The sequence below is a fragment of the Pseudoalteromonas sp. Isolate3 genome (genome assembly GCF_022398505.1).
In the GTDB taxonomy this organism is placed as follows: domain Bacteria; phylum Pseudomonadota; class Gammaproteobacteria; order Enterobacterales; family Alteromonadaceae; genus Pseudoalteromonas; species Pseudoalteromonas apostichopi.
Window position 1 is genome coordinate 1 of sequence record NZ_JAKEVN010000006.1, and the last position, 23,189, is coordinate 23,189.

The 23,189-nt window shown below is 41.5% G+C and carries 20 protein-coding genes; 18 read left to right on the plus strand and 2 right to left on the minus strand.

All coding sequences use genetic code 11. The features are described 5' to 3' along the window. Positions 1–251: 251 nt before the first annotated feature. The 10 genes from L1D46_RS02500 to L1D46_RS02545 all read left to right on the plus strand — a co-directional run bounded on the left by L1D46_RS02500 (position 252) and on the right by L1D46_RS02545 (position 11,077). Positions 252–2,486, plus strand: coding sequence for an ABC transporter permease subunit (locus L1D46_RS02500; protein ID WP_130050418.1), 2,235 nt, complete (start codon positions 252–254; stop codon positions 2,484–2,486). 15 nt (positions 2,487–2,501) lie between these two features. After that, on the plus strand, positions 2,502–4,151 hold the full coding sequence (gene pstA, locus L1D46_RS02505) for a phosphate ABC transporter permease PstA (protein WP_130050419.1): 1,650 nt from the start codon (positions 2,502–2,504) through the stop codon (positions 4,149–4,151). Between the two features lie 26 nt (positions 4,152–4,177). Continuing rightward, positions 4,178–5,005, plus strand: coding sequence for a phosphate ABC transporter ATP-binding protein PstB (pstB, locus tag L1D46_RS02510; RefSeq protein ID WP_130050420.1), 828 nt, complete (start codon positions 4,178–4,180; stop codon positions 5,003–5,005). Positions 5,006–5,052: 47 nt separating this feature from the next. Next, positions 5,053–5,754 carry a phosphate signaling complex protein PhoU gene (gene phoU / locus L1D46_RS02515; protein ID WP_130050421.1) on the plus strand — a complete coding sequence of 234 codons (702 nt, stop codon included), beginning with the start codon at positions 5,053–5,055 and terminating at the stop codon, positions 5,752–5,754. Positions 5,755–5,905: 151 nt separating this feature from the next. After that, positions 5,906–6,583: a TIGR00153 family protein gene (locus L1D46_RS02520; RefSeq protein ID WP_130050422.1), complete on the plus strand. Its 678-nt coding sequence runs from the start codon at positions 5,906–5,908 to the stop codon at positions 6,581–6,583. Positions 6,584–6,625: 42 nt separating this feature from the next. After that, positions 6,626–7,894, plus strand: coding sequence for an inorganic phosphate transporter (locus L1D46_RS02525; RefSeq protein ID WP_130050423.1), 1,269 nt, complete (start codon positions 6,626–6,628; stop codon positions 7,892–7,894). A 76-nt stretch (positions 7,895–7,970) separates the two neighbouring features. Next, positions 7,971–8,900: a hydrogen peroxide-inducible genes activator gene (locus L1D46_RS02530; RefSeq protein WP_130050424.1), complete on the plus strand. Its 930-nt coding sequence runs from the start codon at positions 7,971–7,973 to the stop codon at positions 8,898–8,900. A 132-nt stretch (positions 8,901–9,032) separates the two neighbouring features. Then, positions 9,033–9,575 (plus strand): RNA polymerase sigma factor, encoded by a 543-nt coding sequence (locus L1D46_RS02535; protein ID WP_239976725.1) that lies wholly within the window; start codon positions 9,033–9,035, stop codon positions 9,573–9,575. Next, positions 9,568–10,167, plus strand: coding sequence for a hypothetical protein (locus tag L1D46_RS02540; RefSeq protein WP_239976726.1), 600 nt, complete (start codon positions 9,568–9,570; stop codon positions 10,165–10,167). The genes L1D46_RS02535 and L1D46_RS02540 overlap by 8 nt, the downstream gene beginning before the upstream one ends. A gap of 1 nt (position 10,168) precedes the next feature. Next, entirely contained in the window at positions 10,169–11,077 is a 909-nt protein-coding gene (locus L1D46_RS02545; protein WP_167658395.1) for a hypothetical protein, read from the plus strand. 29 nt (positions 11,078–11,106) lie between these two features. Here the strand turns inward: L1D46_RS02545 and L1D46_RS02550 are convergent, their stop codons facing one another. Together L1D46_RS02550 and L1D46_RS02555 are read right to left on the minus strand one after the other, a co-directional pair. Beyond that, positions 11,107–11,310 (minus strand): hypothetical protein, encoded by a 204-nt coding sequence (locus L1D46_RS02550; protein ID WP_054563535.1) that lies wholly within the window; start codon positions 11,308–11,310, stop codon positions 11,107–11,109. Positions 11,311–11,543: 233 nt separating this feature from the next. Further along, complete coding sequence (locus tag L1D46_RS02555; RefSeq protein ID WP_239976727.1) at positions 11,544–14,054, minus strand: EAL domain-containing protein; 2,511 nt, start codon at positions 14,052–14,054, stop codon at positions 11,544–11,546. A 215-nt stretch (positions 14,055–14,269) separates the two neighbouring features. Between L1D46_RS02555 and queA the strand changes: the two genes are divergently transcribed. From queA to L1D46_RS02595, 8 genes are all read left to right on the plus strand, one after another. Continuing rightward, positions 14,270–15,301, plus strand: a complete 1,032-nt coding sequence (gene queA, locus L1D46_RS02560) for a tRNA preQ1(34) S-adenosylmethionine ribosyltransferase-isomerase QueA (RefSeq protein WP_239976728.1) — start codon at positions 14,270–14,272, stop codon at positions 15,299–15,301. Between the two features lie 138 nt (positions 15,302–15,439). After that, positions 15,440–16,567: a tRNA guanosine(34) transglycosylase Tgt gene (gene tgt / locus L1D46_RS02565; RefSeq protein WP_058583935.1), complete on the plus strand. Its 1,128-nt coding sequence runs from the start codon at positions 15,440–15,442 to the stop codon at positions 16,565–16,567. A 29-nt stretch (positions 16,568–16,596) separates the two neighbouring features. Next, positions 16,597–16,935 (plus strand): preprotein translocase subunit YajC, encoded by a 339-nt coding sequence (gene yajC / locus L1D46_RS02570; RefSeq protein WP_036973302.1) that lies wholly within the window; start codon positions 16,597–16,599, stop codon positions 16,933–16,935. Positions 16,936–16,957: 22 nt separating this feature from the next. After that, the gene (secD, locus tag L1D46_RS02575) at positions 16,958–18,817 is read left to right on the plus strand and encodes a protein translocase subunit SecD (RefSeq protein ID WP_167658393.1); all 1,860 of its coding nucleotides are present in this window, start codon (positions 16,958–16,960) and stop codon (positions 18,815–18,817) included. Positions 18,818–18,825: 8 nt separating this feature from the next. Then, complete coding sequence (gene secF / locus L1D46_RS02580; RefSeq protein ID WP_130050431.1) at positions 18,826–19,773, plus strand: protein translocase subunit SecF; 948 nt, start codon at positions 18,826–18,828, stop codon at positions 19,771–19,773. Between the two features lie 52 nt (positions 19,774–19,825). Further along, entirely contained in the window at positions 19,826–20,377 is a 552-nt protein-coding gene (locus L1D46_RS02585; RefSeq protein WP_239976729.1) for a hypothetical protein, read from the plus strand. An 87-nt stretch (positions 20,378–20,464) separates the two neighbouring features. Then, a complete protein-coding gene (locus tag L1D46_RS02590; RefSeq protein WP_239976730.1) occupies positions 20,465–22,255 on the plus strand; it encodes a GGDEF domain-containing protein in 1,791 nt (596 codons plus the stop codon). Between the two features lie 83 nt (positions 22,256–22,338). Continuing rightward, positions 22,339–23,169, plus strand: coding sequence for a transporter substrate-binding domain-containing protein (locus L1D46_RS02595; RefSeq protein ID WP_130050438.1), 831 nt, complete (start codon positions 22,339–22,341; stop codon positions 23,167–23,169). The last annotated feature ends 20 nt before the right edge of the window (positions 23,170–23,189 follow it).

The window sequence follows — 23,189 nt, forward strand, 5'->3', positions numbered from 1 at the left end:
GAGTATTGATGTAGTTTTATTGTTTGTCCAATTTTTTCCATATAGTTATAAAAAATTAGTTATAACAATTTGTTAGCTTGTGAATTTGGTCGTTATAAATACGCAGAACAATGTCGCAATTTGGTCATTTGTTAACGTTAAAATACGTTCCTTAAATACATGCTTTATTACACTGAATTATGACGTTTGTAACATTACTGTCATCTTGGTGAAATATAATGCGCGCAACGTTAAGTTTTAAGGGTGTTTTGATGACTTCCAATCCGAATAAACCTACCTTTCATACGGATAGAAGCCGTCTATTTAAAGACAGGTTTGCCAAGTGGGGTATTTCCGCAGGTGGCGTAATGGTGCTAGTAGCACTACTACTCATATTCTTTTACCTTCTTTATGTTGTTCAACCTATTTTTGAGTCAGCAAAAGTAGAGACACGTAACAGTGTAAAACTACAAAATGCGTCAGAAGTTGTTGGTCTTGGCATTGAAGAGCAAACAGAAGTTGCCTTTTTACTTGGTGAAAAAGGAAATGTTGACTTTTACAGTGTTGAAAAAGAGCAGTTTGGTAAAAAGATCACCACTCTTAATACAGAATTACCTAGCGATGTAAGCAGCTTTGCAAGCTCTGCACCGTTCCAAGGTCAATACGCATATGGCCTTGAAAATGGTTCTGTTGTTGTGGTTGCACCAAAATTCTTAGTGACATTCCCTAACAACCAACGTCAATTAACACCACGTTTAGATTACCCGCTGGGTGATTTGGCGCTAGAGGTCGATGACCAAGGTGCGGCAATCACTAAATTTGCATTTAGCCACTATGAAGATAAAACAGCGGTTGTTGCTTTAACGGCTGATAGGCGCGTTTTGTTTAGCAGCTTTGTAGGTGAAGAAAACATGTTCACTGGCGAAGTTGAGTGGGTTGTTGAACGAACTGAGCTTGATATTGAAGGTCGTGTTGATGAGCTATTAATCTCACCTGATACAACACGTACATTCGTGCGTTCAGCAAATCAAATTTACGTATACGATACGCGTTACCCTTCAGAGGTTGAGCAAATCCAACTGCTTGCTGCGAACGAAGAAAACGCGAACCTAGTTTCAACTCAACTATTAGCTGGTGCAAACTCACTGATGCTTGCCAACGATAATGGTGAAGTATCTCAGTGGTTTGAAGTAAACACTGAAGATGGCCGTGAGTTCCAAAAGATTCGTGCATTTGAAACCAGCAAGCAATCTAAACTAAACATTTTTACAGAATTCTACCGACGTACTTTCTTCACAACAGGTGCTAACGGTGAGCTAGGTATTTATTACACAACTAGCGATGCCAAACTGTGGCAAGGTAAAGTAAGTGAAGGTCCAATTCAAAACTTTGCAATTGCACCACGTTCTAACGCGGCATTGATTCTTGCAGATGACGCGTTGAAAGTAATTGAAATTCATAATGAGCATCCAGAAGTCACTTGGTCTGCACTATGGCAAGAAGTATGGTACGAAGGTTATCCAGAGCCGGGTTATATCTGGCAGTCAACGTCGGCAAGTGATGACTTTGAATCTAAGTTCTCATTAGTGCCAATTTCATTCGGTACGATTAAAGCTGCAATGTACGCGATGTTATTTGCGGTACCCATTGCACTTTCAGCGGCAATTTACACGGCGTACTTTATGTCGAGTGAACTACGTAAAGTAGTTAAACCGACTGTAGAAATCATGGAAGCATTACCAACGGTAATTCTAGGCTTCTTAGCAGGTCTTTGGTTAGCACCATTAATTGAAGAACATTTACCAGCGATTGTCGGATTATTAGTGTTGCTACCAATTGGTATCTTATTAACCGCTTTTGGCTGGAACAAATTACCGGCGTCTATCCGTCACCGTGTTCCTGAAGGTTCTCACTCAATATTACTGATTCCAGTGGTTATCTTTATTGGTTGGCTATCGTTTGCGATGAGTAACTCAATTGAGTTATGGATGTTTGACGGTAATGTGCGTCAGTACTTAACCAATGAATTAGGTATGACATTCGACCAACGTAACTCGTTAGTTGTTGGTATTGCTATGGGCTTTGCTGTAATCCCAACTATTTTCTCAATTGCTGAAGATGCGGTATTCAGTGTTCCAAAGCACTTATCAAACGGTTCATTAGCACTAGGTGCAACGCAATGGCAAACATTGGTTCGCGTAGTACTACTAACAGCAAGCCCAGGTATTTTCTCAGCAGTGATGATGGGTCTAGGCCGCGCTGTAGGCGAAACAATGATTGTTCTAATGGCAACAGGTAATACACCTATTATGGACTGGAGTATTTTCCAGGGTATGAGAACACTTGCTGCGAATATCGCAGTAGAGATGCCAGAATCTGAGGTAGGCAGCTCGCATTATCGCATCCTATTCTTAGCAGCATTTGTATTATTCATATTCACATTCGTTTTCAACACAGTGGCTGAGTTTGTTCGTCAGCAACTGCGCGAAAAATACAGTTCAATGTAGGTGGAGAAACACGACATGGTAAAGCAGTGGTTTAAGTCTGGTTCTCCTTGGATTTGGATGACCGGCGGTGCGGTAAGCATCAGTTTAATCTCGGTTCTTGGCTTACTAGCCATGATTGCTTGGAAAGGTTTAAGCTTTTTCTGGCCATCAGAAGTAGTGCAACTTGAGCTGCAAGGTTCAGTAGCAAAGCAAACAGTGATCGGTGAAGTTTATGACCGAGAACTAGTTGCAAAATCACGTATTGAGGCGACGGGCGTTGATTTATCTGATTACGACAAAGAGCAACTAGAGCGCTTACTCATTAAAACAGGTAACCGAGAGTATGTAGATCTAGATTTCCGTTGGGTACTAGAGACAGATATTACATCACGTACTACGCCAGCTGAGCTTGCTGTATTCGAGCGTAGCAAAAACGGTAACTTTTACGGTTATGTTGAACAGGTTATTAAAGACGGTGAAGTTATCACAGATAACAAAATCGAAGAGCTTTATGATCTTGTTGACCGCGCAGTTGACCTGAATGACCAAGCCTTAGATTTACAAAATGGTGAAATTGGCCATATCAACTATGAGCTTGAGCGTTTACGTTTAAAAGAAAAAGCATACCAGCTTGATAACGAACTAACAGATGAGCGTGTTGCAGAGCTTGCACAAGCGCGTGCTGAGCTACGCGCTGAGTACACTGTATTAGAAAAACAGTTATTCGCACTTCGCAAAGCAGCTAAGCGTGACCAAGTAACGGTTAAAGACATGCGTGGTGAAGTGGTTACTTTGCCACTTTATCAAGTTCTTGATGTGTGGTTCCCTAATGACATGGGCTTCTTTGCTAAGCTTGGTCATTACTTTGTACAACTTGGTAAATTTGTTTCGGATGACCCTCGTGAAGCCAACACTGAAGGGGGTGTATTCCCTGCGATTTTCGGTACTGTGTTTATGGTCTTACTAATGGCAGTGATTGTGACGCCATTTGGTGTAGTCGCAGCGATTTACTTACATGAATACGCAGCAAAAAACGCCATTACTAAGATGATCCGTATCGCGGTAATCAACCTTGCCGGTGTACCTTCAATTGTATACGGTGTATTTGGCCTAGGTTTCTTTGTATACATGCTAGGCGGCAGTATTGACCAATTGTTCTACCCTGAGTCGTCGCCAAGCCCTGTATTTGGTACGCCAGGTGTTATTTGGTCAGCATTAACGCTAGCAATTCTAACGCTACCCGTTGTAATTGTTTCGACTGAAGAAGGTTTATCACGTATTCCTAGTACAGTGCGTCATGGTTCACTTGCACTTGGCGCAACAAAAGCAGAAACGCTATGGCGTATCATCATTCCGATGGCAAGCCCAGCGATTATGACCGGTTTAATCTTAGCGGTTGCACGTGCAGCCGGTGAAGTAGCACCACTAATGCTTGTTGGTGTTGTTAAGATGGCGCCAACACTGCCACTTGACGGTAACTTCCCATACATACATTTAGATAGAAAATTTATGCACTTAGGTTTCCACATTTATGATGTTGGTTTCCAAAGCCCTAACGTAGAAGCGGCACGCCCGCTGGTATATGCCACGGCATTCTTACTGGTATCAGTAATTATCGCCCTGAATATCACCGCGATTGGTATTCGTAACCACTTACGCGAAAAGTTTAGAGCTCTTGAGCATTAATACAGAATTTTTATAGGTAGACAGAGATGATTACAGTTGCACCACAAGTAAACCAAGCGAAAAGCGCGGCAAAGCTAGATTTAGATAACCTAACTGCAGAGCAAACTGCATTAGAAATTAAAAACTTAGATCTATACTACGGTGATAAACAGGCACTTAGCAGCGTAAATATGAACATCCCGAAGGGTCAGGTAACGGCATTTATCGGTCCATCGGGTTGTGGTAAATCAACACTTTTACGTTGTATCAACCGTATGAATGACCTAGTTGATAGCTGTCGTATAGATGGTGAGATCTTACTACATGGTCACAATATCTATGATAAGAATGTAGATGTTGCTGCACTACGAAGAAATGTCGGGATGGTATTCCAACGCCCTAATCCATTTCCAAAATCGATCTACGAAAATGTCGTTTATGGCCTACGCTTACAAGGTATTAAAGAAAAGCGTAAACTAGACGAAGTGGTTGAACAATCTTTACGTGGCGCAGCGTTATGGGATGAAGTTAAAGACCGCTTACACGATAGCGCATTTGGTCTATCTGGTGGTCAGCAACAGCGTCTTGTTATTGCTCGCTCAATTGCTATCGAGCCTGAAGTACTACTTCTGGATGAGCCTACATCGGCACTAGATCCAATTTCTACTTTAGTTATCGAAGAGCTAATTAACGACTTAAAGAACAAGTTTACCGTGGTAATCGTTACTCACAACATGCAACAAGCCGCTCGTGTATCTGACCAAACTGCGTTTATGTACATGGGTGAGTTGATTGAGTATTCAGATACCAATACGTTATTTACAACACCAAGCAAGAAGAAAACAGAAGACTACATTACAGGCCGTTACGGTTAGTCAATAAAGTCACTTGGTCTCGTAGACGAAATTTATAGAGGTAGACAATGGAACATAATATCAATAAACACATTTCGGGCCGTTTTAATGAAGAGCTTGAAAATGTGCGAAACCATGTATTGAACATGGGAGGGTTAGTTGAGCAACAACTAAACAGTGCACTAGATGCTGTTAGCAATGGTGATGCAGAACTTGCACAAAAAGTACGTGAAAACGACTATAAAGTGAATGCAATGGAAGTGAACATCGACGAAGAGTGCACGCGCATCATTGCTCGTCGTCAGCCAGCAGCAAGTGACCTACGCCTTGTGATTGCAATTGCTAAAACAATTGCTGATTTAGAGCGTATTGGTGATGAAGCTGAGCGCATTGCTAAAGTAGCGCTGGACTCATTCACAAAAGATCAGCAAGACCTACTGGTGAACATTGAAAACATGGGTCGCCAAGTATCGAAAATGCTTCACGATGTTCTTGATGCATTTGCACGTATGGATGTGCAGTGTGCGTTTGAAGTACACAAAGAAGATGCCAAAGTTGACCGTGAATATGAAGCAATTACACGTCAGATCATGACATACATGATGGAAGATCCACGCTCAATTCCGAAAATTATGGATTTAGTGTGGTCAGTTCGTTCATTAGAGCGAATTGGCGATCGTTGCCAAAATATAGCTGAATACATCATCTATTTTGTAAACGGTAAAGATATTCGTCATACATCTCAAGAAGATATAGAAAAGTCGCTGTAAATTAAGCCGCTCCTTTTCATTATTAAATCGAGCGGCCCTTGGGCCGCTTTGTGTTTTATTGGTGATGTAAGGCAGAAAAAGCGTTCACAATCGAACACAATGCTGTAAAATTCGCAGCTGCCAAAGCATACTAATTTATAAAGGGTCAGTTATGCCTACAAATGCATTTTTAGGGGTTTTTGCTAAATCACCTATTAAGCCTATGGAAGATCACATTAAGAAAGCACATCAAGCAAGTAAAGCATTGATACCTTTCTTTAATCACGTTTTTAAAGCAGAGTGGCAAGAAGCGGAAGAAATCCGCCTAAACATTCGCAATTTAGAGCGTGAAGCTGATGAAATGAAACGTAACATCCGCCTTCAACTACCACGTGGTTTATTCATGCCCGTTGAGCGTACCGATTTGCTTGAGCTTGTTACCCAACAAGACAAAATTGCTAACAAAGCAAAAGACATTGCAGGTCGTGTAGTTGGTCGTGAGATGACTATTCCCACTGAAATACAAGAAGATTTCCTTGTTTATTTAACGCGTTGTGTTGATGCGACTAAACAAGCATCAAAAGCAATCAACGAGCTAGATGAGCTGCTAGAAACTGGCTTCAAAGGTCGCGAAGTTACTTTAGTTGAGAAAATGCTCGTTGAATTGGACGCTATTGAACAAGACACGGATGACATGCAAATCAAAATTCGCCGTCAATTGCGCGCCATCGAAAATGAACTTAATCCTGTCGACGTAATGTTCTTATACAAGATCATTGAATGGGTAGGCGAGCTTGCAGATATTGCTGAGCGCGTAGGTTCTCGTCTTGAGCTGATGTTAGCTCGTTAATTTCAAATCAGTTCAAAAACGAAAAAATTAAAGGTTCACACAATGGATATCATTGCAAATTACGGCACGATACTGGTTTTAACTGCCGCCGCAGTTGGTTTCTTCATGGCTTATGGTATTGGTGCAAATGATGTTGCCAATGCGATGGGTACATCAGTTGGCTCAAAAGCACTTACAATTAAACAAGCAATCATCATCGCGATGGTGTTTGAATTCGCTGGCGCATACCTTGCTGGTGGTGAGGTTACATCTACAATCCGAAAAGGAATTATTGATGCGACGCCATTTATGGACATACCGGAACTTATGATCCTTGGTATGATTGCCGCACTATTCGCTGCGGGTAGCTGGTTATTGATTGCCTCTTTCTTAGGCTGGCCTGTATCTACGACTCACTCAATCATTGGTGCCATCATTGGTTTCGCTCTGGTTGCTGTCGGTAGCGAAGCAATCCAATGGAACAAGGTAATGGGTATTGTTGGTAGCTGGATTGTTACCCCTGCTATTTCTGGTTTTATTGCATACCTGATCTTTATGAGTGCGCAAAAGCTAATTTTTGACACTGATGCACCACTTAAAAATGCTAAGCGTTTCGTACCTGTGTATATGGGTCTAGCAGGCTTTATCATGTCACTGGTAACAATTAAGAAAGGCTTGAAGCACATTGGTATTGATTTAGGTGCTGTTGAAGGCTACGCGCTTTCTATCGCGATTGCAGTTGTCGTAGCTGTTATTGGTAAGATTGCTATTGCGCGTCTGAAAATCGATCCTAAAGCTGACAAAGCAATGCAATTTAACAACGTTGAGAAAGTGTTCGCAGTACTTATGGTACTAACAGCATGTTGTATGGCTTTCGCACACGGTTCAAACGATGTTGCTAACGCGATTGGTCCACTAGCTGCTGTTGTAAACATTGTTGAGCACAACGGTGAAATCGCTAAGAAAGCGGCTATCGCATGGTGGATTTTACCACTAGGTGGTTTAGGTATTGTTGCTGGTCTTGCTATCTTAGGTAAGAAAGTAATTAAAACAATCGGTGAAGGTATCACGCACTTAACACCAAGCCGTGGTTTTGCTGCAGAACTTGCTGCGGCTTCTACAGTTGTTATCGCTTCAGGTACTGGTTTACCTATTTCTACTACACAAACACTGGTGGGTGCGGTACTAGGTGTAGGTATGGCACGTGGTATTGCGGCACTTAATATGGGTGTTGTAAGAAACATTGTAGTTTCTTGGGTAATTACATTGCCAGTTGGCGCAGCCCTTGCTATTGTTATTTTCTACGTACTGAGAACTGCCTTCGGGGTATAAAAAGTACTAAAAGACTTTTAGCTTGAAAAGATCTCAATGCCTTAGGTATTGGGGTCTTTTTATTTTCAGGTAGAGTATGAATAACTTACCAAGTATAAAACAACTACAGTATTTACTAGCAGTCCATCAACATCAACACTTTGGCCGCGCAGCCAGCGCCTGTTTTATTGGTCAATCTACATTAAGTAGTGCAATTCAAAATTTAGAAGAAACTTTAGGTTGCCAGCTCATAGAGCGCGAAAACCGCAGTTTAATGTTTACAGCTATTGGCGAGGAAGTTGTAGAGAAAGCCCGTAAAATTATTGACGACACTCTTAGTCTAAAAGAGCTTACAAAGAGCTTTTTAACGCCTTTAAGCGGGACACTTACTCTTGGTGTGATCCCAACGATTGCCAGCTTTATTGCTGCACCCTTATATCATTTCTGCAAACAAACCTTTACTGAGTTAGAGTTAGTCTTGGTTGAAGATACCAGCGACAAGCTACTCGATAAGCTAGAGCACGGACAAATTGATATGGCTTTACTGGCCTTGCCATTTGATACTGAAAAGTTTCATACCCAAGTACTTGCCAAAGATCACTTCAGTCTAGTGCATCATAAAGATTACACTCCAGCGGATGGTGTAGAAGATTTTAATCTGTTACCTGATGCTAGCGTGTTTTTACTTGAACGTGAGCATTGTATGACTGGGCACGCGCTAAGTGCCTGTCATTTAAATCGCTCAAGCTGTATTAATCCATTTGAAGCGGCAAGCTTACATACTTTATTAAGTATGGTTGAACACCAACTGGGTGTTACTTTCCTACCTCAAATGGCCATAAATGCCGGCATTTTAGATAAGAAAGATATGGTCGCAACGCCATCTCAAGGCGATGCTTACCGAGAAATAGGTATCGTGTGGCGTAAAACCACAGGCCGGATCAGAGACTTTAGGCTGTTTAGCCAACAGTTAGAGCTATTTCTTAACAAGCAATGTAGCTTAGACGGTCAGTGTGACAACGAATAAAGCCTCTACCTCTAAATAAAACCCCAAATAAAAAATTTGGGGTTTTTTATTATTTAAACAAACTATTTTTTTCCTTCCCTCGACTAACATAATAACAAAACCATAAAAGGCAGATCAGATGACGAGGCTAGTGTGTTTTTTCAATCACTTGAAACATTAATTGCTAAAGCGCAGCAAGGTAATAAACGGGCGTGGTTGAAATTAGTCAAGCAGCACGAAACACAGGTGTATAACTATTGTTTAAGGATGCTAAGCCACCCTGATGATGCAATGGATTTGATGCAAGAAGTGTTTATTTCTGTATATAAAAGCTTGCCAAGTTTTCGCGGGGAATCGAGTTTTAACACTTGGCTTTATCAAATTGTGCACAGGCGCAGTGTTGAATATTATCGCCGCCGTAAGCTGCATCAGAGCTTGGATTCTGTACCAGAAGAAAGTTGTGAGCAGAGTGAGTTAGAAGCGAATCGACTGCAATCCGAGCAACATTATGAGCTCAAAGAAATGATGAATAATTTACCCTGGGAGCAACGCTTGGTGGTGGAGTTAAAATTTTTTCAGCACTGTACGTTTGAAGAGATAGCTGAGCAATTAGGTATTTCAACCAATACAGCTAAATCGAGACTATACAGTGCACTTGGTAAGTTAAAAGTGCATTTGGAGGCCGTAGATGGCTAATTTAGATTCATTGTTTAGCGCATGGTTAGAAGGCGAAAGTCTTACAGATGAGCAAATTGCGTTGCTACAGGCCAATGCTGAATATGCATTAATGATGAGTAATGCAATGCAATGGCAACAGCAAAGTCAGAGTTATGAAACGGTGTCAGTACCAAACTGGGATCGAGAGTCCAGTATGCCAAAAGTACAAAAATCGAATCTGTTTTTTGGTTCAGGGATGTGGGCAGTGGCTGCATCAATTGCATTTTGCGCGTGGCTTTTTGTTAGTAATCCACAGCAAGGAAATCAGCAATTACTTGAGCAAGTGGCTAAACAAACCAATTTATTAGAGTCACAACAAAAGCAAATAGATCAATTGCAAAATATTATCACTGCGCAAAATGAAGTGCAGCAGCAACAAATGTATCAGTTAGCAAAAGAAGCTATTAAGACGGGGCGAGTAGAGCGTCAGGAAGATATTGCCAGTGTGCTTGCATATATTAAAACGCAGCGAGCCCAAGACCAAGCGTACTTACGTATGCAATTAAATGATTTAGCAGAGCAAGTGGATGGTAGCCCATTGCCAACCGTTGCCAATAACTTGGAGTATTAAGATGTCAAAATACAAATCAACCACAGCTGCCTTATTGCTTTGCACAGTAGTAAGCTTATCAGCACAAGCAAGTGATGAATTAGATCAAATTCAGCGAGAAGTAGGCATAATGGAAAAAATCCTAACAGCCGCATTAAAACAAGATACCGATAACAAGGTAAGAAACGTGTCTTCAAGTTATTTGCAGCACCAAGGCGTGGTGTTTAGCTTTGATGTGCGAGGTAGCTCACGTTGGTCTTCAGTATTTGCGACTGTGCCTGATGCCCCCCTTCCACCACTGCCAGATATCGATTTTGAAGAGCTGGCTGAAATAGAAGTGCTGGGCGAACATGTGCAAGTGATTAGCGATGCTGTCGTAGTGAAAACCCAAGAGGCCTATCAACAAGCCATGGAAGTAATGCGAGAAAGCGCTGAACGAGTTCGTGAAGTAGCTGAACAAGAGCGCGATGTTAGCCGTGAAATCCGCGACCTTGAACGTGAAAAGCGCGACCTTGAATTTGACCGCCGTCACGATAAAGATGCGAAAGAGCAAGAGCTCGAAAAGCGTAAACAGGCTTTGCAAGCATCTATCAAAGAGCTTGAAAAACAGCAGCAAAAGTTGTCATTAAAACAGCAAGAAATGCGCAAAGAGTTAGCTGAGAAGAAGCAAGCGCGTGTTAAAGAACAAAAACAGCAATTGGCCGCCTTAGCTCAGCAAGTAGATAAAAGTTTATCACTGACCTTATGTGATTATGGTAGCGGCTTAAGAAGTCTACCTAATGATGAGCATGTCAGTTTTATCATTCGTGGTGTTAGCGAAGGTAAAAGTGAGCAAGTAAAAGTGTTTAAAAAATCAGATATTAAAAAGTGTGTGGTTGGTGATATAAAAGCCGCACAATTACTTGATAAAGCATCAAGTTATAGCTTTTAAGCTTTCACACTCCCAACTAAAAAAGCAGCCTAAAGTGGCTGCTTTTCATTCATTGAAAATGGTTTTAAGTCGGGTAAAAACAACAAGTAAACCCACACGACTAAATTAAAGTAAGGTACTAACCCTAGCCCTGTAAATGTTTTTACCGGATACCCTTTAAAGGTCGCATTACGGTAACATTGATACGCTATCCCTAGATTCACAATCAGTAACAAAACGATTAGTTGTGTCATCACTTTTCTCCTTTATACCGTCAATACATGGACTTAACGATGTTAAGTTATATTATGTATGTTTAATATAATATGCAATGTCATGTTTTTTTTGGATAATCACCATAAATGCATGACATTTCATCTTGCTGTGGATTTAAGTATAGATGAGTATTGTCAGTATGGAAGTTTAAAAACTAATAAAAAATGTTTAAAAATGTATTTAATTTAAGCTTTTTAAGGCTAGATAATTGTTAGTTAAACAGATTATTTTCAGATATTTTTTTAAGCTCGTCGTTTATTTTTTCAACCGGTACAGGACGAGCAATAAAGTAACCTTGACCATAGTCGACACCAATCTCTTTTAGCGCTAAGAATATCTCTTTATTTTCAACATATTCAGCAACAGAGCGTTTATCTAAAGAAGTACTAATGTCATTAATCGCTTTCACAAGCGCTAAATCGATGGGGTCATTCAACATGTCGCGGACGAATGAGCCATCAATTTTTACATGCTGAGCAGGTAATTGTTTAAGGTAGTTAAAAGTACTAAAGCCAGTTCCAAAGTCATCAATAGAGAAGTGGCAACCTAAGCCGTTTAATCGCTCGATCATGGCACGGGTAGCAGCAAGGTTATTGATACTTGCAGACTCAGTGATCTCAAAAATAATGCGTGTTGGTTCAACACTGTATTCTTTTAAGCTCGACTCAATATGTGGCAGCAAGCGCTCATCTAAAAATGACTGTGCAGACAAGTTAATCGCAACTTGATTTAGTTCGGGGTACTTGGCAACGCTTTTAATGGCATTACGAATTACACATTGATCCATCAAAAAGGTATCGTTTAAAAGCTCTAGTGCAGGAATAAACTGGTTAGGGTAGATGAGTTCATCATCAAGCGTTAAGCGTAATAAAGCTTCAAAATAGGCAACGTGACCTTGCTTGAAATCCCAAATCGGTTGATAGTGTAATTCGATAGCATCATGTTGTAATGCTTGGCGAATACTGTGGCCCCACTCAAGGCCGGCTTGTAAACTGTTGTGGCTAGAGTCTTCCTTCGAGTAGCAATGAACTAGATTTCGGCCTAAGCTCTTTGCCACATACAGAGCAATATCAGCTTGCTTTAAACACTCACTTGGATCGTTATTTTCAGCGGTTATTTGGGTTAAACCTATCGAGCAGCTAATTGAGTATTCTTGACCTTCTGAGTGAAAACGGTGTTTTTCAATCGCCATACAAATACTTTCTGCAACTAAGTGCGCATCGAGTAAGTTGGTATTTTTTAAGATCACGGCAAATTCATCACCACCTATACGGCAGATCAGGTGCTCCTCACTGATATTTGTAATGAATAACTGAGCAACCTCTTTTAAAACGATATCACCTTGTTGGTGACCTTTACTGTCATTGATAATTTTAAAGTGATCTAAGTCGATATAAATGAGCGCATGCTCGGTATCATTACTGGTGTATTTAGCTTTACAAATACGTTGTAATTGTTGGTCAAAGTAGTAGCGGTTATGCAGCTCTGTGAGCGTATCATGGAGCGCTAAGTGACGTAGTTGCAGTTCAGCTTGCTTACGTTCATGAATGTTATCGATAGTAGCAGTTATCGTTGCTGAGTTTTGGCTATTTTTAATCAGCTGTAAGCGGCACTCAACCCAAATTGCATTGCCATTTTTGTGTTTTAACTGAATTTCAACTTGTTGCTGTAACTCGCCACCACGCAAGATACTCTGAATTGTAGCCTGCAGCTTTGTTTTGCACTCAGGCAAACAAAAGTCAGTTAATGATTTCGCCAAACTAGACTTAATGCCGTAGCCCGTTAGGTGCTCCCATGCTGGGTTAATAAAGCGAATATTACCCTCTTGGTTAAACTCAAGCACCACGGTATTGAGATGTAATAAGATACGTTGGTGAGCTGAAAAAAGCTCTTTATAACGGCTTTGGCTCTGACTTAGTTGTTCTACTTTTTGCGCAAACTCTGCATAGCTCACCATAAAGTCTTCACGACGGGCGGCATGGTCGCAGACTTTACTCAATAACGAATGATCGTAAGGTGCGCGAATAAAATCAGTGACGCCAGAAAGTAACAATTGCTCTGCGTAATCTGCATCATTGTTATCTATGATGGTTACAATTGCTTGTTTAGGGTTGTGCTGTAAAATTTCACTAATCAATCCGGCTGCGGTATCAGAGTGAGATTCAGTGGCATCTATCAGTACAATGGCAAACTTTTGCTGCAAATAGGTGGCAAGGGCCGCTTTTGTTGATGTGGTATGGGTAATAGCGAAGCTGAGTTTTAGCTGTTCGCTAATGTCATTTGCTTTACGGTTATCTGTTTCAAGTAGTAATAAATTAAGGCGACTACTTTTTTCAAGGTGAGTTGATAACACGTTTGCCAGTACTTGCGGTAGCATATCTTGGCGCTCAAACGGCAGTACGGCATCAATACCATAGCTTCGTGCAGTGGTTTCGGCTATACGTTCACAATAAATTGGAGGAGTAAGTAAAATCGGTGTGTTTTTTGGGGTCTTTAATAACCCAGAGCGAATCATGCGCGAGAAGCGCCAGCCATCAATTTTACCGACCTCAAGGCCTGTAATGATAATATCCACAGGGTGGCTTTTGAGAATTTTTAGCGCATCTTGAGAGTCACTAGCTTCGATAAAGGTGAAGACATTAAGCTTATTTAATGTAGTCTTAATTGTTTCACGCTCAGCAACGCTCGCGTTCAAAATTAGCAGCTTTAACTGCTTTGCCATGGCGCTACTACCTCTTACTTAACCCATGTTTAGTGAATAAGCTAGAATAATGACATTTTGCCTAATCTACAAGCAAACTTTACCTAAAAGCGGTTATTAAGCACTTAAGTCTAAAATCGCCTTTAGCGAGCGCTAAGATGGTGCAGTGCTTTGCTTGAGGTAGTGGGCGTATCAGAGTAAACTTGGCGCGTTTTTATTAATGAGAGATATGCTCCATGCGCGTAGCTGATTTTAGCTTTGACCTTCCTGATGAATTAATAGCTCGTTTTCCTAAAGCAGATCGAACTAGCAGCCGTTTACTGACGCTTGATGGCCCGTCAGGGCAAGTTGAGCACAAAGTATTTAGTGATATTTTATCGCTCGTTAACGAAAATGACTTATTAGTTTTTAATAACACCAAAGTGATCCCTGCTCGCATGTTCGGGCAAAAAGAGTCGGGTGGTAAGCTAGAGGTATTGGTCGAGCGTGTGCTTGATGAGCACCGAGTCCTGGCTCATGTACGTGCCAGCAAATCACCAAAACCAGGATCAAAAATCATTCTTGAAGGTAAAGCTGAAGCAATCATGGTTGCCCGTCACGGTGAGCTATTTGAGCTTGAATTTGCCAAAGACGAAAATGTACTTGATATTCTTAATGACATTGGGCACATGCCATTGCCACCCTATATTGACCGCCCTGATAACGAATCAGACCGTGAGCGTTACCAAACAGTATATGGTGAAAAACCAGGTGCAGTTGCAGCCCCAACTGCAGGCCTGCATTTTGACGATAAGTTAATGGCAGCCTTAAAAGATAAAGGCATTAACATGGCGTTTGTGACTTTGCATGTTGGTGCAGGTACTTTCCAGCCTGTGCGCGTTGACTCAGTTGATGAGCATGTCATGCACTCAGAGTACATCGAAGTACCACATGAAGTGGTTAAAGCGGTAGCTGAAACGAAAGCAAAAGGTGGTCGTGTAATTGCGGTGGGTACTACGTCAGTGCGTTCGTTAGAGTCAGCTGCTAAAGTGCACGGCGGCAAATTAGATACATATTTTGGTGATACCGATATCTTTATCTACCCGGGTTATCAGTTCAATGTGGTTGATGCCATGGTGACAAATTTTCACTTACCTGAATCAACGTTAATCATGTTAGTGAGTGCTTTTGCTGGCCAAGAGAACATTATGGGTGCCTACCATACGGCTATTGAGCAGCAGTATCGCTTCTTTAGTTATGGTGATGCGATGTTCTTAACGCGCAAATAACTATAAAAAGCCCAGTTTTTTAACTGGGCTTTTTATTTTCGAATTTAGCCCAATTTATAGTAATAAACCCGCAAACAGGGTAGAATCGAGCGGTTAAATTATAGCTTGTTGGACTGTTTTTCCGACACTGAGGATAATATGAAATTTGAATTAGACCGCACTGACGGTAAAGCGCGCCGCGGCCGCTTGATTTTTGAACGTGGTGTTGTAGAAACGCCAGCATTTATGCCCGTAGGTACTTACGGTACTGTTAAAGGCATGACGCCTGACGAAGTGAAAGATACCGGCGCGCAAATTTGCCTAGGTAACACTTTCCACTTAATGCTGCGTCCTGGTACAGAAATCATTAAGCAACACGGTGATTTACACGACTTTATGAATTGGGATCGTCCAATCCTAACTGATTCAGGCGGTTTCCAAGTATTCAGCTTAGGCGCTATGCGTAAAATCACTGAAGAAGGCGTAATGTTCAGCTCACCAGTTAATGGTGAAAAAATCATGCTTTCGCCAGAAAAAGCGATGCAAGTTCAGCGTGATTTAGGCTCTGACATCGTGATGATTTTTGACGAATGTACGCCATACCCTGCGACAGAAAAAGAAGCTAAAGATTCTATGGAGTTATCACTTCGTTGGGCTAAACGTTCAAAAGAAGGTCATGGCGATAACCCAGCTGCGCTATTTGGTATTATTCAAGGTGGTATGTATCCTGAGCTTCGTGCACAATCACAAAAAGGCCTAGAAGAAATCGGCTTTGATGGTTATGCCTTAGGTGGTTTATCGGTAGGTGAGCCGAAAAATGAGATGATCAATATTCTTGATCACTGTGCTTACAAAATGCCTGAAGACAAGCCTCGTTACTTAATGGGCGTTGGTAAACCAGAAGATTTAGTTGAAGCGGTTCGCCGTGGTATCGATATGTTTGACTGTGTAATGCCTACGCGTAATGCTCGTAACGGTCATTTATTCGTAACAGGCGGCATTGTTAAAATCCGTAATGCAGTCCATAAAACAGACACGGGTCCACTGGATCCAGAGTGTGATTGTCATACTTGTAAAAACTATTCACGTGCATACTTGCATCATCTTGATAAATGTAATGAAATCTTAGGCGCACGTCTAAACACGATTCATAACTTACGTTATTATCAACGCGTGATGGAAGGCTTACGTAATGCCATTAGCAATGGCAAACTAGACGAATTTGTTGCAGATTTTTATGCACGCCGCGGCCAAGAAGTGCCTGAGCTTGCAGATACATCAGATTAAATTTTTAGAAAAATTAAAGAGGAAGTGAAATGAGTTTATTCATCTCAAACGCCCACGCAAGTGCGGCAGGTGCAGCACCAGCAGGTGGTGGCATGGAAATGCTGATCATGTTGGGTATTTTCGGTCTGGTATTTTATTTCTTAATCTACCGTCCACAAGCTAAGCGCGTAAAAGAGCATAAAGCACTAATGAGCGCAATGGCAAAAGGCGACGAAGTACTAACGCAAGGTGGTTTAGTGGGTAAGATTGCTAAAATCGCTGATGACAAAGACTTCATCGTGATTTCATTAAATGACCAAGCAGAAGTAACAGTACAAAAATCAGCTGTTTCTGCAGTATTGCCTAAAGGCACTATGAAGTCGCTATAACAATAAAAATAAGGACTCACACGTGTTAAACAAGTTTCCATTATGGAAGTATTTACTTGTTCTTGTAGTGTTAGTCGTTGGTATTTTATATGCCTCTCCTAACTTGTATGGCCGTGACCCGGCCATACAAGTATCGGGCACTAAAGGTACTGATGCTGACCTCAGCGTACTCGATAAAGTAAATGCGACTCTCAAAGAACATAACGTTACTGTTAAATCAAGTAAACTTGAAGACGGACAAATTCTGGTTCGTTTTAAGAATGTTGAAGACCAACTAAAAGCGCAAGATCTACTGCGTGATTCCCTTAGTGAAGATTATATCTCTGCAATCAATATGGCTCCTGCTCAACCAGAGTGGTTAAAGTCACTGGGTGGTAACCCAATGAAGCTAGGCCTAGATTTAAGCGGTGGTGTTCACTTTACTATGGAAATCGACATGGCGACGGCGGTTGATACTCAGCTTGAGCAAATGGAACAAGATTTCAAAAGTGACTTACGTGAAGAAAAACTACGTTATCGTACTATTCGCCGTGTAGCGAATAGTGAGCGATTACGTGTTGAAATGCGTAACGAAGAAGATAAAGACGCTGCAGAGCGTTTCTTATCAACACGTTACCCATTAAACGTTTATGTTGATGATAGCAGCAGCGATAATGCTTTTTATGCCAGCATGAGCGAGCAAAAGCTTAAAGAAATTCGTGATTACGCTATCAAACAAAACGAAACGATTATTCGTAACCGTATTAACCAGATTGGTGTTGCAGAGCCGAACGTACAGCGTCAAGGTGCTGAGCGCATTATCGTGCAGCTTCCGGGTGTACAAGATACAGCTCGTGCAAAAGAAATTCTTGGTGCAACAGCAACATTAGAATTCCGCGAAGTTGATGAAAACGCAGATGCAAGTGCTGCGCTTCAGGGCCGTTTACCGCCTGGTACTGAAATGATTATGGCTCGTGAAGGTTACCCTGTGGTACTTAAGCAACGCATCATCCTTGAAGGTAGCCACATTACTGGCGCGCAATCAGGTATGGATGAGTATCAACGTCCACAAGTTAGCATCACGCTAGACAGTAAAGGTGGCGCGAAAATGAATGCGTTCACTAAGCGTGCGATCGGTAAACGCATGGCAACGGTATTTATCGAATATAAGCCATCAGGTAAAACAGATGAAAATGGTAAAGCACTTCCACCAATTAAAGTTGAAGAAGTGATTAACGTGGCGACGATTCAAGCGCGTCTTGACCGTTCATTCCGTATTACTGGTATCGATAACCCAGCTGAAGCACATAATCTTAGCTTATTACTACGTGCGGGTGCACTTGTTGCGCCAATTCAAATTGTTGAAGAGCGCACGGTAGGTCCAAGCTTAGGTCAGGAAAACATTGAAGCGGGTATGACCGCGGTTGTGCTTGGTTTCGTGTTTGTACTTTTATTTATGCTTGTTTATTACAAAGGTTTCGGCATGGTGGCGAATATCGCCCTAGGTGCCAACTTAGTACTAATCGTCGGTGTAATGTCGCTTATCCCAGGTGCAGCGCTAACGCTACCGGGTATTGCCGGTATCGTACTAACCGTAGGTATGGCCGTTGATGCCAACGTACTTATCTTCGAACGTATTCGTGAAGAACTTGCAGATGGCCGCAGTCCACAACAAGCGGTTCATTTTGGTTACGACAGCGCGTTTAGCACAATTTTAGATGCTAATATCACAACGCTTATCGCAGCAGTGATCCTATTTGCAGTGGGTACTGGTCCTATTGCTGGTTTCGCAGTAACGCTAGCGATTGGTATTATCACCTCTATGTTTACAGCCATTGTTGGTACCCGTGCGGTAATCAACTTGTTTATTGGCGGTAAGCGCGTTGAGAAGTTGTCGATTTAGGAGTCAGCATGCAAATTTTAAAACTCGGTGGTAAAACACTCCCGTTTATGAAGTTAAGAAAGTTTGCCATGGCACTATCAACTTTGTTGATTTTGGCTTCTTTCGTATCGTTTTTTACTAAAGGCTTAAATTTTGGTCTCGACTTCACTGGCGGTACCGCTGTTGAGGTAGGCTTTACACAGGCACCTGATCTTAAAGAAGTTCGTGATGCAATCACTGAAAGTGGCTTTGAAGATTTTTCGGTGCAACTGTTTGGCTCAAGTAAAGAGATTCTAGTGCGTCTTGCTCCGCAAGGTCCTGGCGTAAAAGCAGAAGTAATTGGTAACCAAATCATTACGGCATTACAAAAAGTTGAGTCGACAGTAGAAATGCGTCGTATCGAATTTGTTGGCCCAAGTGTTGGTGAAGATCTGAAAGAGCAGGGTGGCCTTGCCATGTTAACTGCGCTTATCTGTATCTTAATTTACGTTGCGTTTCGTTTTGAATGGCGTTTTGCGGTCGGTGCAGTATCAGCACTATTACACGACGTTATCATTACATTAGGTTTATTCTCAGTGCTTGGCCTTGAGTTTGACTTAACGATTCTTGCGGCAATTTTGGCGGTAATAGGTTACTCACTCAACGATACCATCGTTGTATCTGACCGTATCCGTGAAAATTTCCGTAAGGTGCGTATTGATGACACGATTGAAATTATCGATATTTCATTAACGCAAACGTTAAACCGTACCCTAGTAACTTCAATCACCACTATCTTAGTATTGATTGCGTTATTTGGCTGGGGTGGTCAAACGATCCACGGTTTCGCAACTGCATTACTATTTGGTGTATTCATCGGTACTTACTCATCTATCTATGTTGCCTCAGCTGTAGCAATTGCAATGGGTGTAAGTAAAGAAGACTTAATTCCAGAAGTAATAGAAAAAGAAGGTGCGGATCTCGATCCTATGCCTTAACCAGTGTTACAAAAAAAAACCGCCCTAGGGCGGTTTTTTTATGGGAGAAATTATGAAACACCTGATGTTTAGTGTGTTTATACTTTTAATGCTTAGCGCTTGTGGCAAAAAAGCAGAGCCAGAACAGACTGAAATACAACAATCACCTGAGGTGACTCTAGGGCAGCAGTTCGACAGCTATCAAGGGTTGGCTTGGCAAGTTGTAGTAGCATTACAAAACCAATCAACTGCTCAGCAATTACAAGATCTGACGCTTAAGCTAATTAGTTCATCAACTGGTTTGTTTTTAAACCTTAAAGCACAGCTGCCAGAATGTGAGGCAAGTTTGCAAGCGATGGCAAACGCAACAGAGTTTCAGCAACAGCAAAGTGATGATACAGAAGCGTTGAAGAATGAAATTACGATTAACTTAGAACCGGAGCTTCCAGAATTTGCAGCTGCAAGTTGCTATCACGCGCAGCAGTTATTACTTAATCCGCTTGCAATTTATAAATTAGCGCAACAAGCTGATTTAGCACAGAGTGATTACCAAAAAGCGAATCTAAAAATGATTGATAGTTTTGCCCGTATTAAACAGCTTGAGCTGATCACTGCCATTGACTAGTCTGCACTCGTCATCGCCTTGCCATAAAATTGTCATACAAGGTTGCTAATTTAGCCTCCTATTTGTATTTTTTAGGCTAGGTGTAAGGTGAACGCACAACTACAGCAGATCTTAGATAACAGTGCAATTGAAACCTTGTTTCAACCTATCTTTGACATTTCTAATCAACATATTTTGGGCTACGAGGCGTTAAGTCGCGGCCCGAAAGGGTCTGAGTTAGAAATGCCGAGTAGATTGTTCAGCGCAGCCATTGATTGCAATAAGATCTCTGAATTAGAGCTACTTTGCCGCAGTAGAGCAATTGAAAACTTTGTTAAGCTCAATCTTGAGGGTAAGTTGTTCTTAAACGTAAGTCCTAAAACTTTACTCGACCCTTGCCACCCTAAGGGTGAAACATTACATCTAGTTGAACACTTTGGTCTTGCAACTAATCGCGTGGTTATTGAGGTTACAGAGCAAGAAAAAGTGGATGATGGCTTTTTATTGTTAAAGACCATTGCCCATTATCGTGAGTTAGGTTTTTCGATTGCCATTGATGACTTAGGCGCTGGCTATTCGGGTTTAAAGCAATGGTCTGAGTTATGTCCTGAGTTTGTAAAAATAGACCGCTACTTTATCGATCATTGTGACCAGAGTGTCGTTAAAAAAGAGTTTTTAAAGTCAATTATTGAGCTTGCAAAAGCCACCAATACGCAAGTGATAGCAGAAGGCATTGAGCGGGCTGAGGAACTTCGTCTACTCGAAATTTTGGGCGTGCAGCATGCACAAGGTTTTTTACTGGAAAGGCCGAGCTTGCAGCCTAGTTACGAAATTAATATCCACTGCTTAAAGCACTTGGAGTCATCAGACAATAGCAATACATTTGAGCAGTCAATGGCGATTGGTTGGTTAGCGGTAGAGCACGCTAATATTGAAGCAACAACACGCTGTAAAGATGCTCACAGTATTTTTGAACAAGATAAAACCCTAACTAGCCTTGCCGTACTAGAGCACAATATCCCCGTTGGTTTATTACATCGAGATCAACTTACTGAAGTATTTGCCGCTCCTTATGGCCATGCACTTTACGACAAGCAACCAGTTACTTCTTTAATGGATAAGCAGCCGTTAGTGGTAGACGAAAACGAGTTACTCGATACGGTAAGTCAGCAAATTACCGAATTTGAGTTTGATATTCGACGTCACATTGTGATCACCCGTAGTGGCGAATACTTAGGCTTGGCACCACTACGTAATATCTTAAAACACATTACAGAAGAAAAAATCCGCCATGCACAACATGCCAATCCGCTAACTATGTTGCCGGGTAATGTCGCTATTAACGAAGCAATTGAACTTAGACTTCGCAATAATTACCCATTCTCGTTAGCCTATGTTGATTTAAACCACTTTAAACAATTCAATGACCTGTATGGGTACGCCAGTGGTGATAGCGTTATAAAGCTGCTTGCAGAAGTAATCGTAGAGGCCTGTAGTATTAGCAAAGGCTTTGTGGGTCACATTGGTGGTGATGACTTTATGGTAGTGTTTGATAAAAATGATGCAGAGCAAGTATGCCATGACATTATCGATAAATTTGAGCTGCAGTCTCGCGCCTTTTTCACCCCAGAGCATATGGAGCAAGGGGGTTACTGGGCAAGTAACCGAGAAGGTAAAAAGCAGTTTGTGCCATTACTTACATTATCAATAGGTTTGGTTAAGCCTGATTTGAAGCTTTGCATCAACAGCCACCAAGTTGCAGCGCTGGCTACTGATGCGAAAAAAGAGGCCAAGCGCTATCAGAGTAGCCACTTGTTTGTATGTAAACGCAGCCGGCCAGCTCCTGCAGTGGTGCGTTTAAGCTGTCAAAAAGATGAAGCACTTACTATTAACTCATGAAGAAATTTGAAGTTTGTTTAATTTTACTTGTGTCCCTGTTTAACTGGGTGTAGCTTAAAAAAAACACATTAACAAAAATAACAATGAAGCGACTATGTAGTGCAATATTAATATTGCTGAGCCTAGGATACAGCCTTGCTACTGAAGCTAACAATGTGGTGAATTTAGCGGTTGAGCAACGCCCATTTTATAAACGTGATTATTATCTTCATGAATTACTGACAGCGGCGTTACGTGCCGGTAATTACCAAGCAGAAATCAATGAAGTACTTGTTCATCCTCACCAACAGCGTACTTTGCTTATGCTTGATGCAAAGCAAGCCGATTTGTTTTGGAGTATGACAAGCCCAGAGCGTGAACACTTAGCCATTGCTGTACCCGTCCCTTTGTTTAAGGGTTACATAGGCAAACGAGCGCTACTTACCAAACGAGCGTTTGTGCCTCGTTTTAAAGATGTAAAAACGAAACAAGATTTAGCACCGTTTACAGCCATACAGGGTCATGATTGGCCTGATACTAAAATTCTTGCGCAAAATGGTCTATCTGTCAGGCCGTTAGCAAATTATCAAGCAATGTTTAGTTTAGTGATCAGAGGGCGAGTTGATTATTTTCCGCGTTCGTTCATTGAAGTCATTTCAGAAATGGAACAAGTAAAGAGTGACGAGCTGGTTATAGTGCCTGACCTTTATATTAGTTACCCAACAGCATTTTACTTTTTTGTCAGCAACCACAGGCCAGAACTCGCTGAGGTGTTATTGAAAGGACTCACCAAGATGAAAAGCACGGGCGAGTTTGAGCAATTATTTGCGAGCTACTTTGCTGAGGACTTAGCCAAATTGCCATTTAAAGAAGGTGAAGTAACAGAGATAGAACTCGATAACGATTATTTTCAGCCACAAAAAAAGGAGCCTTAGCTCCTTTTTGTATGTAAATC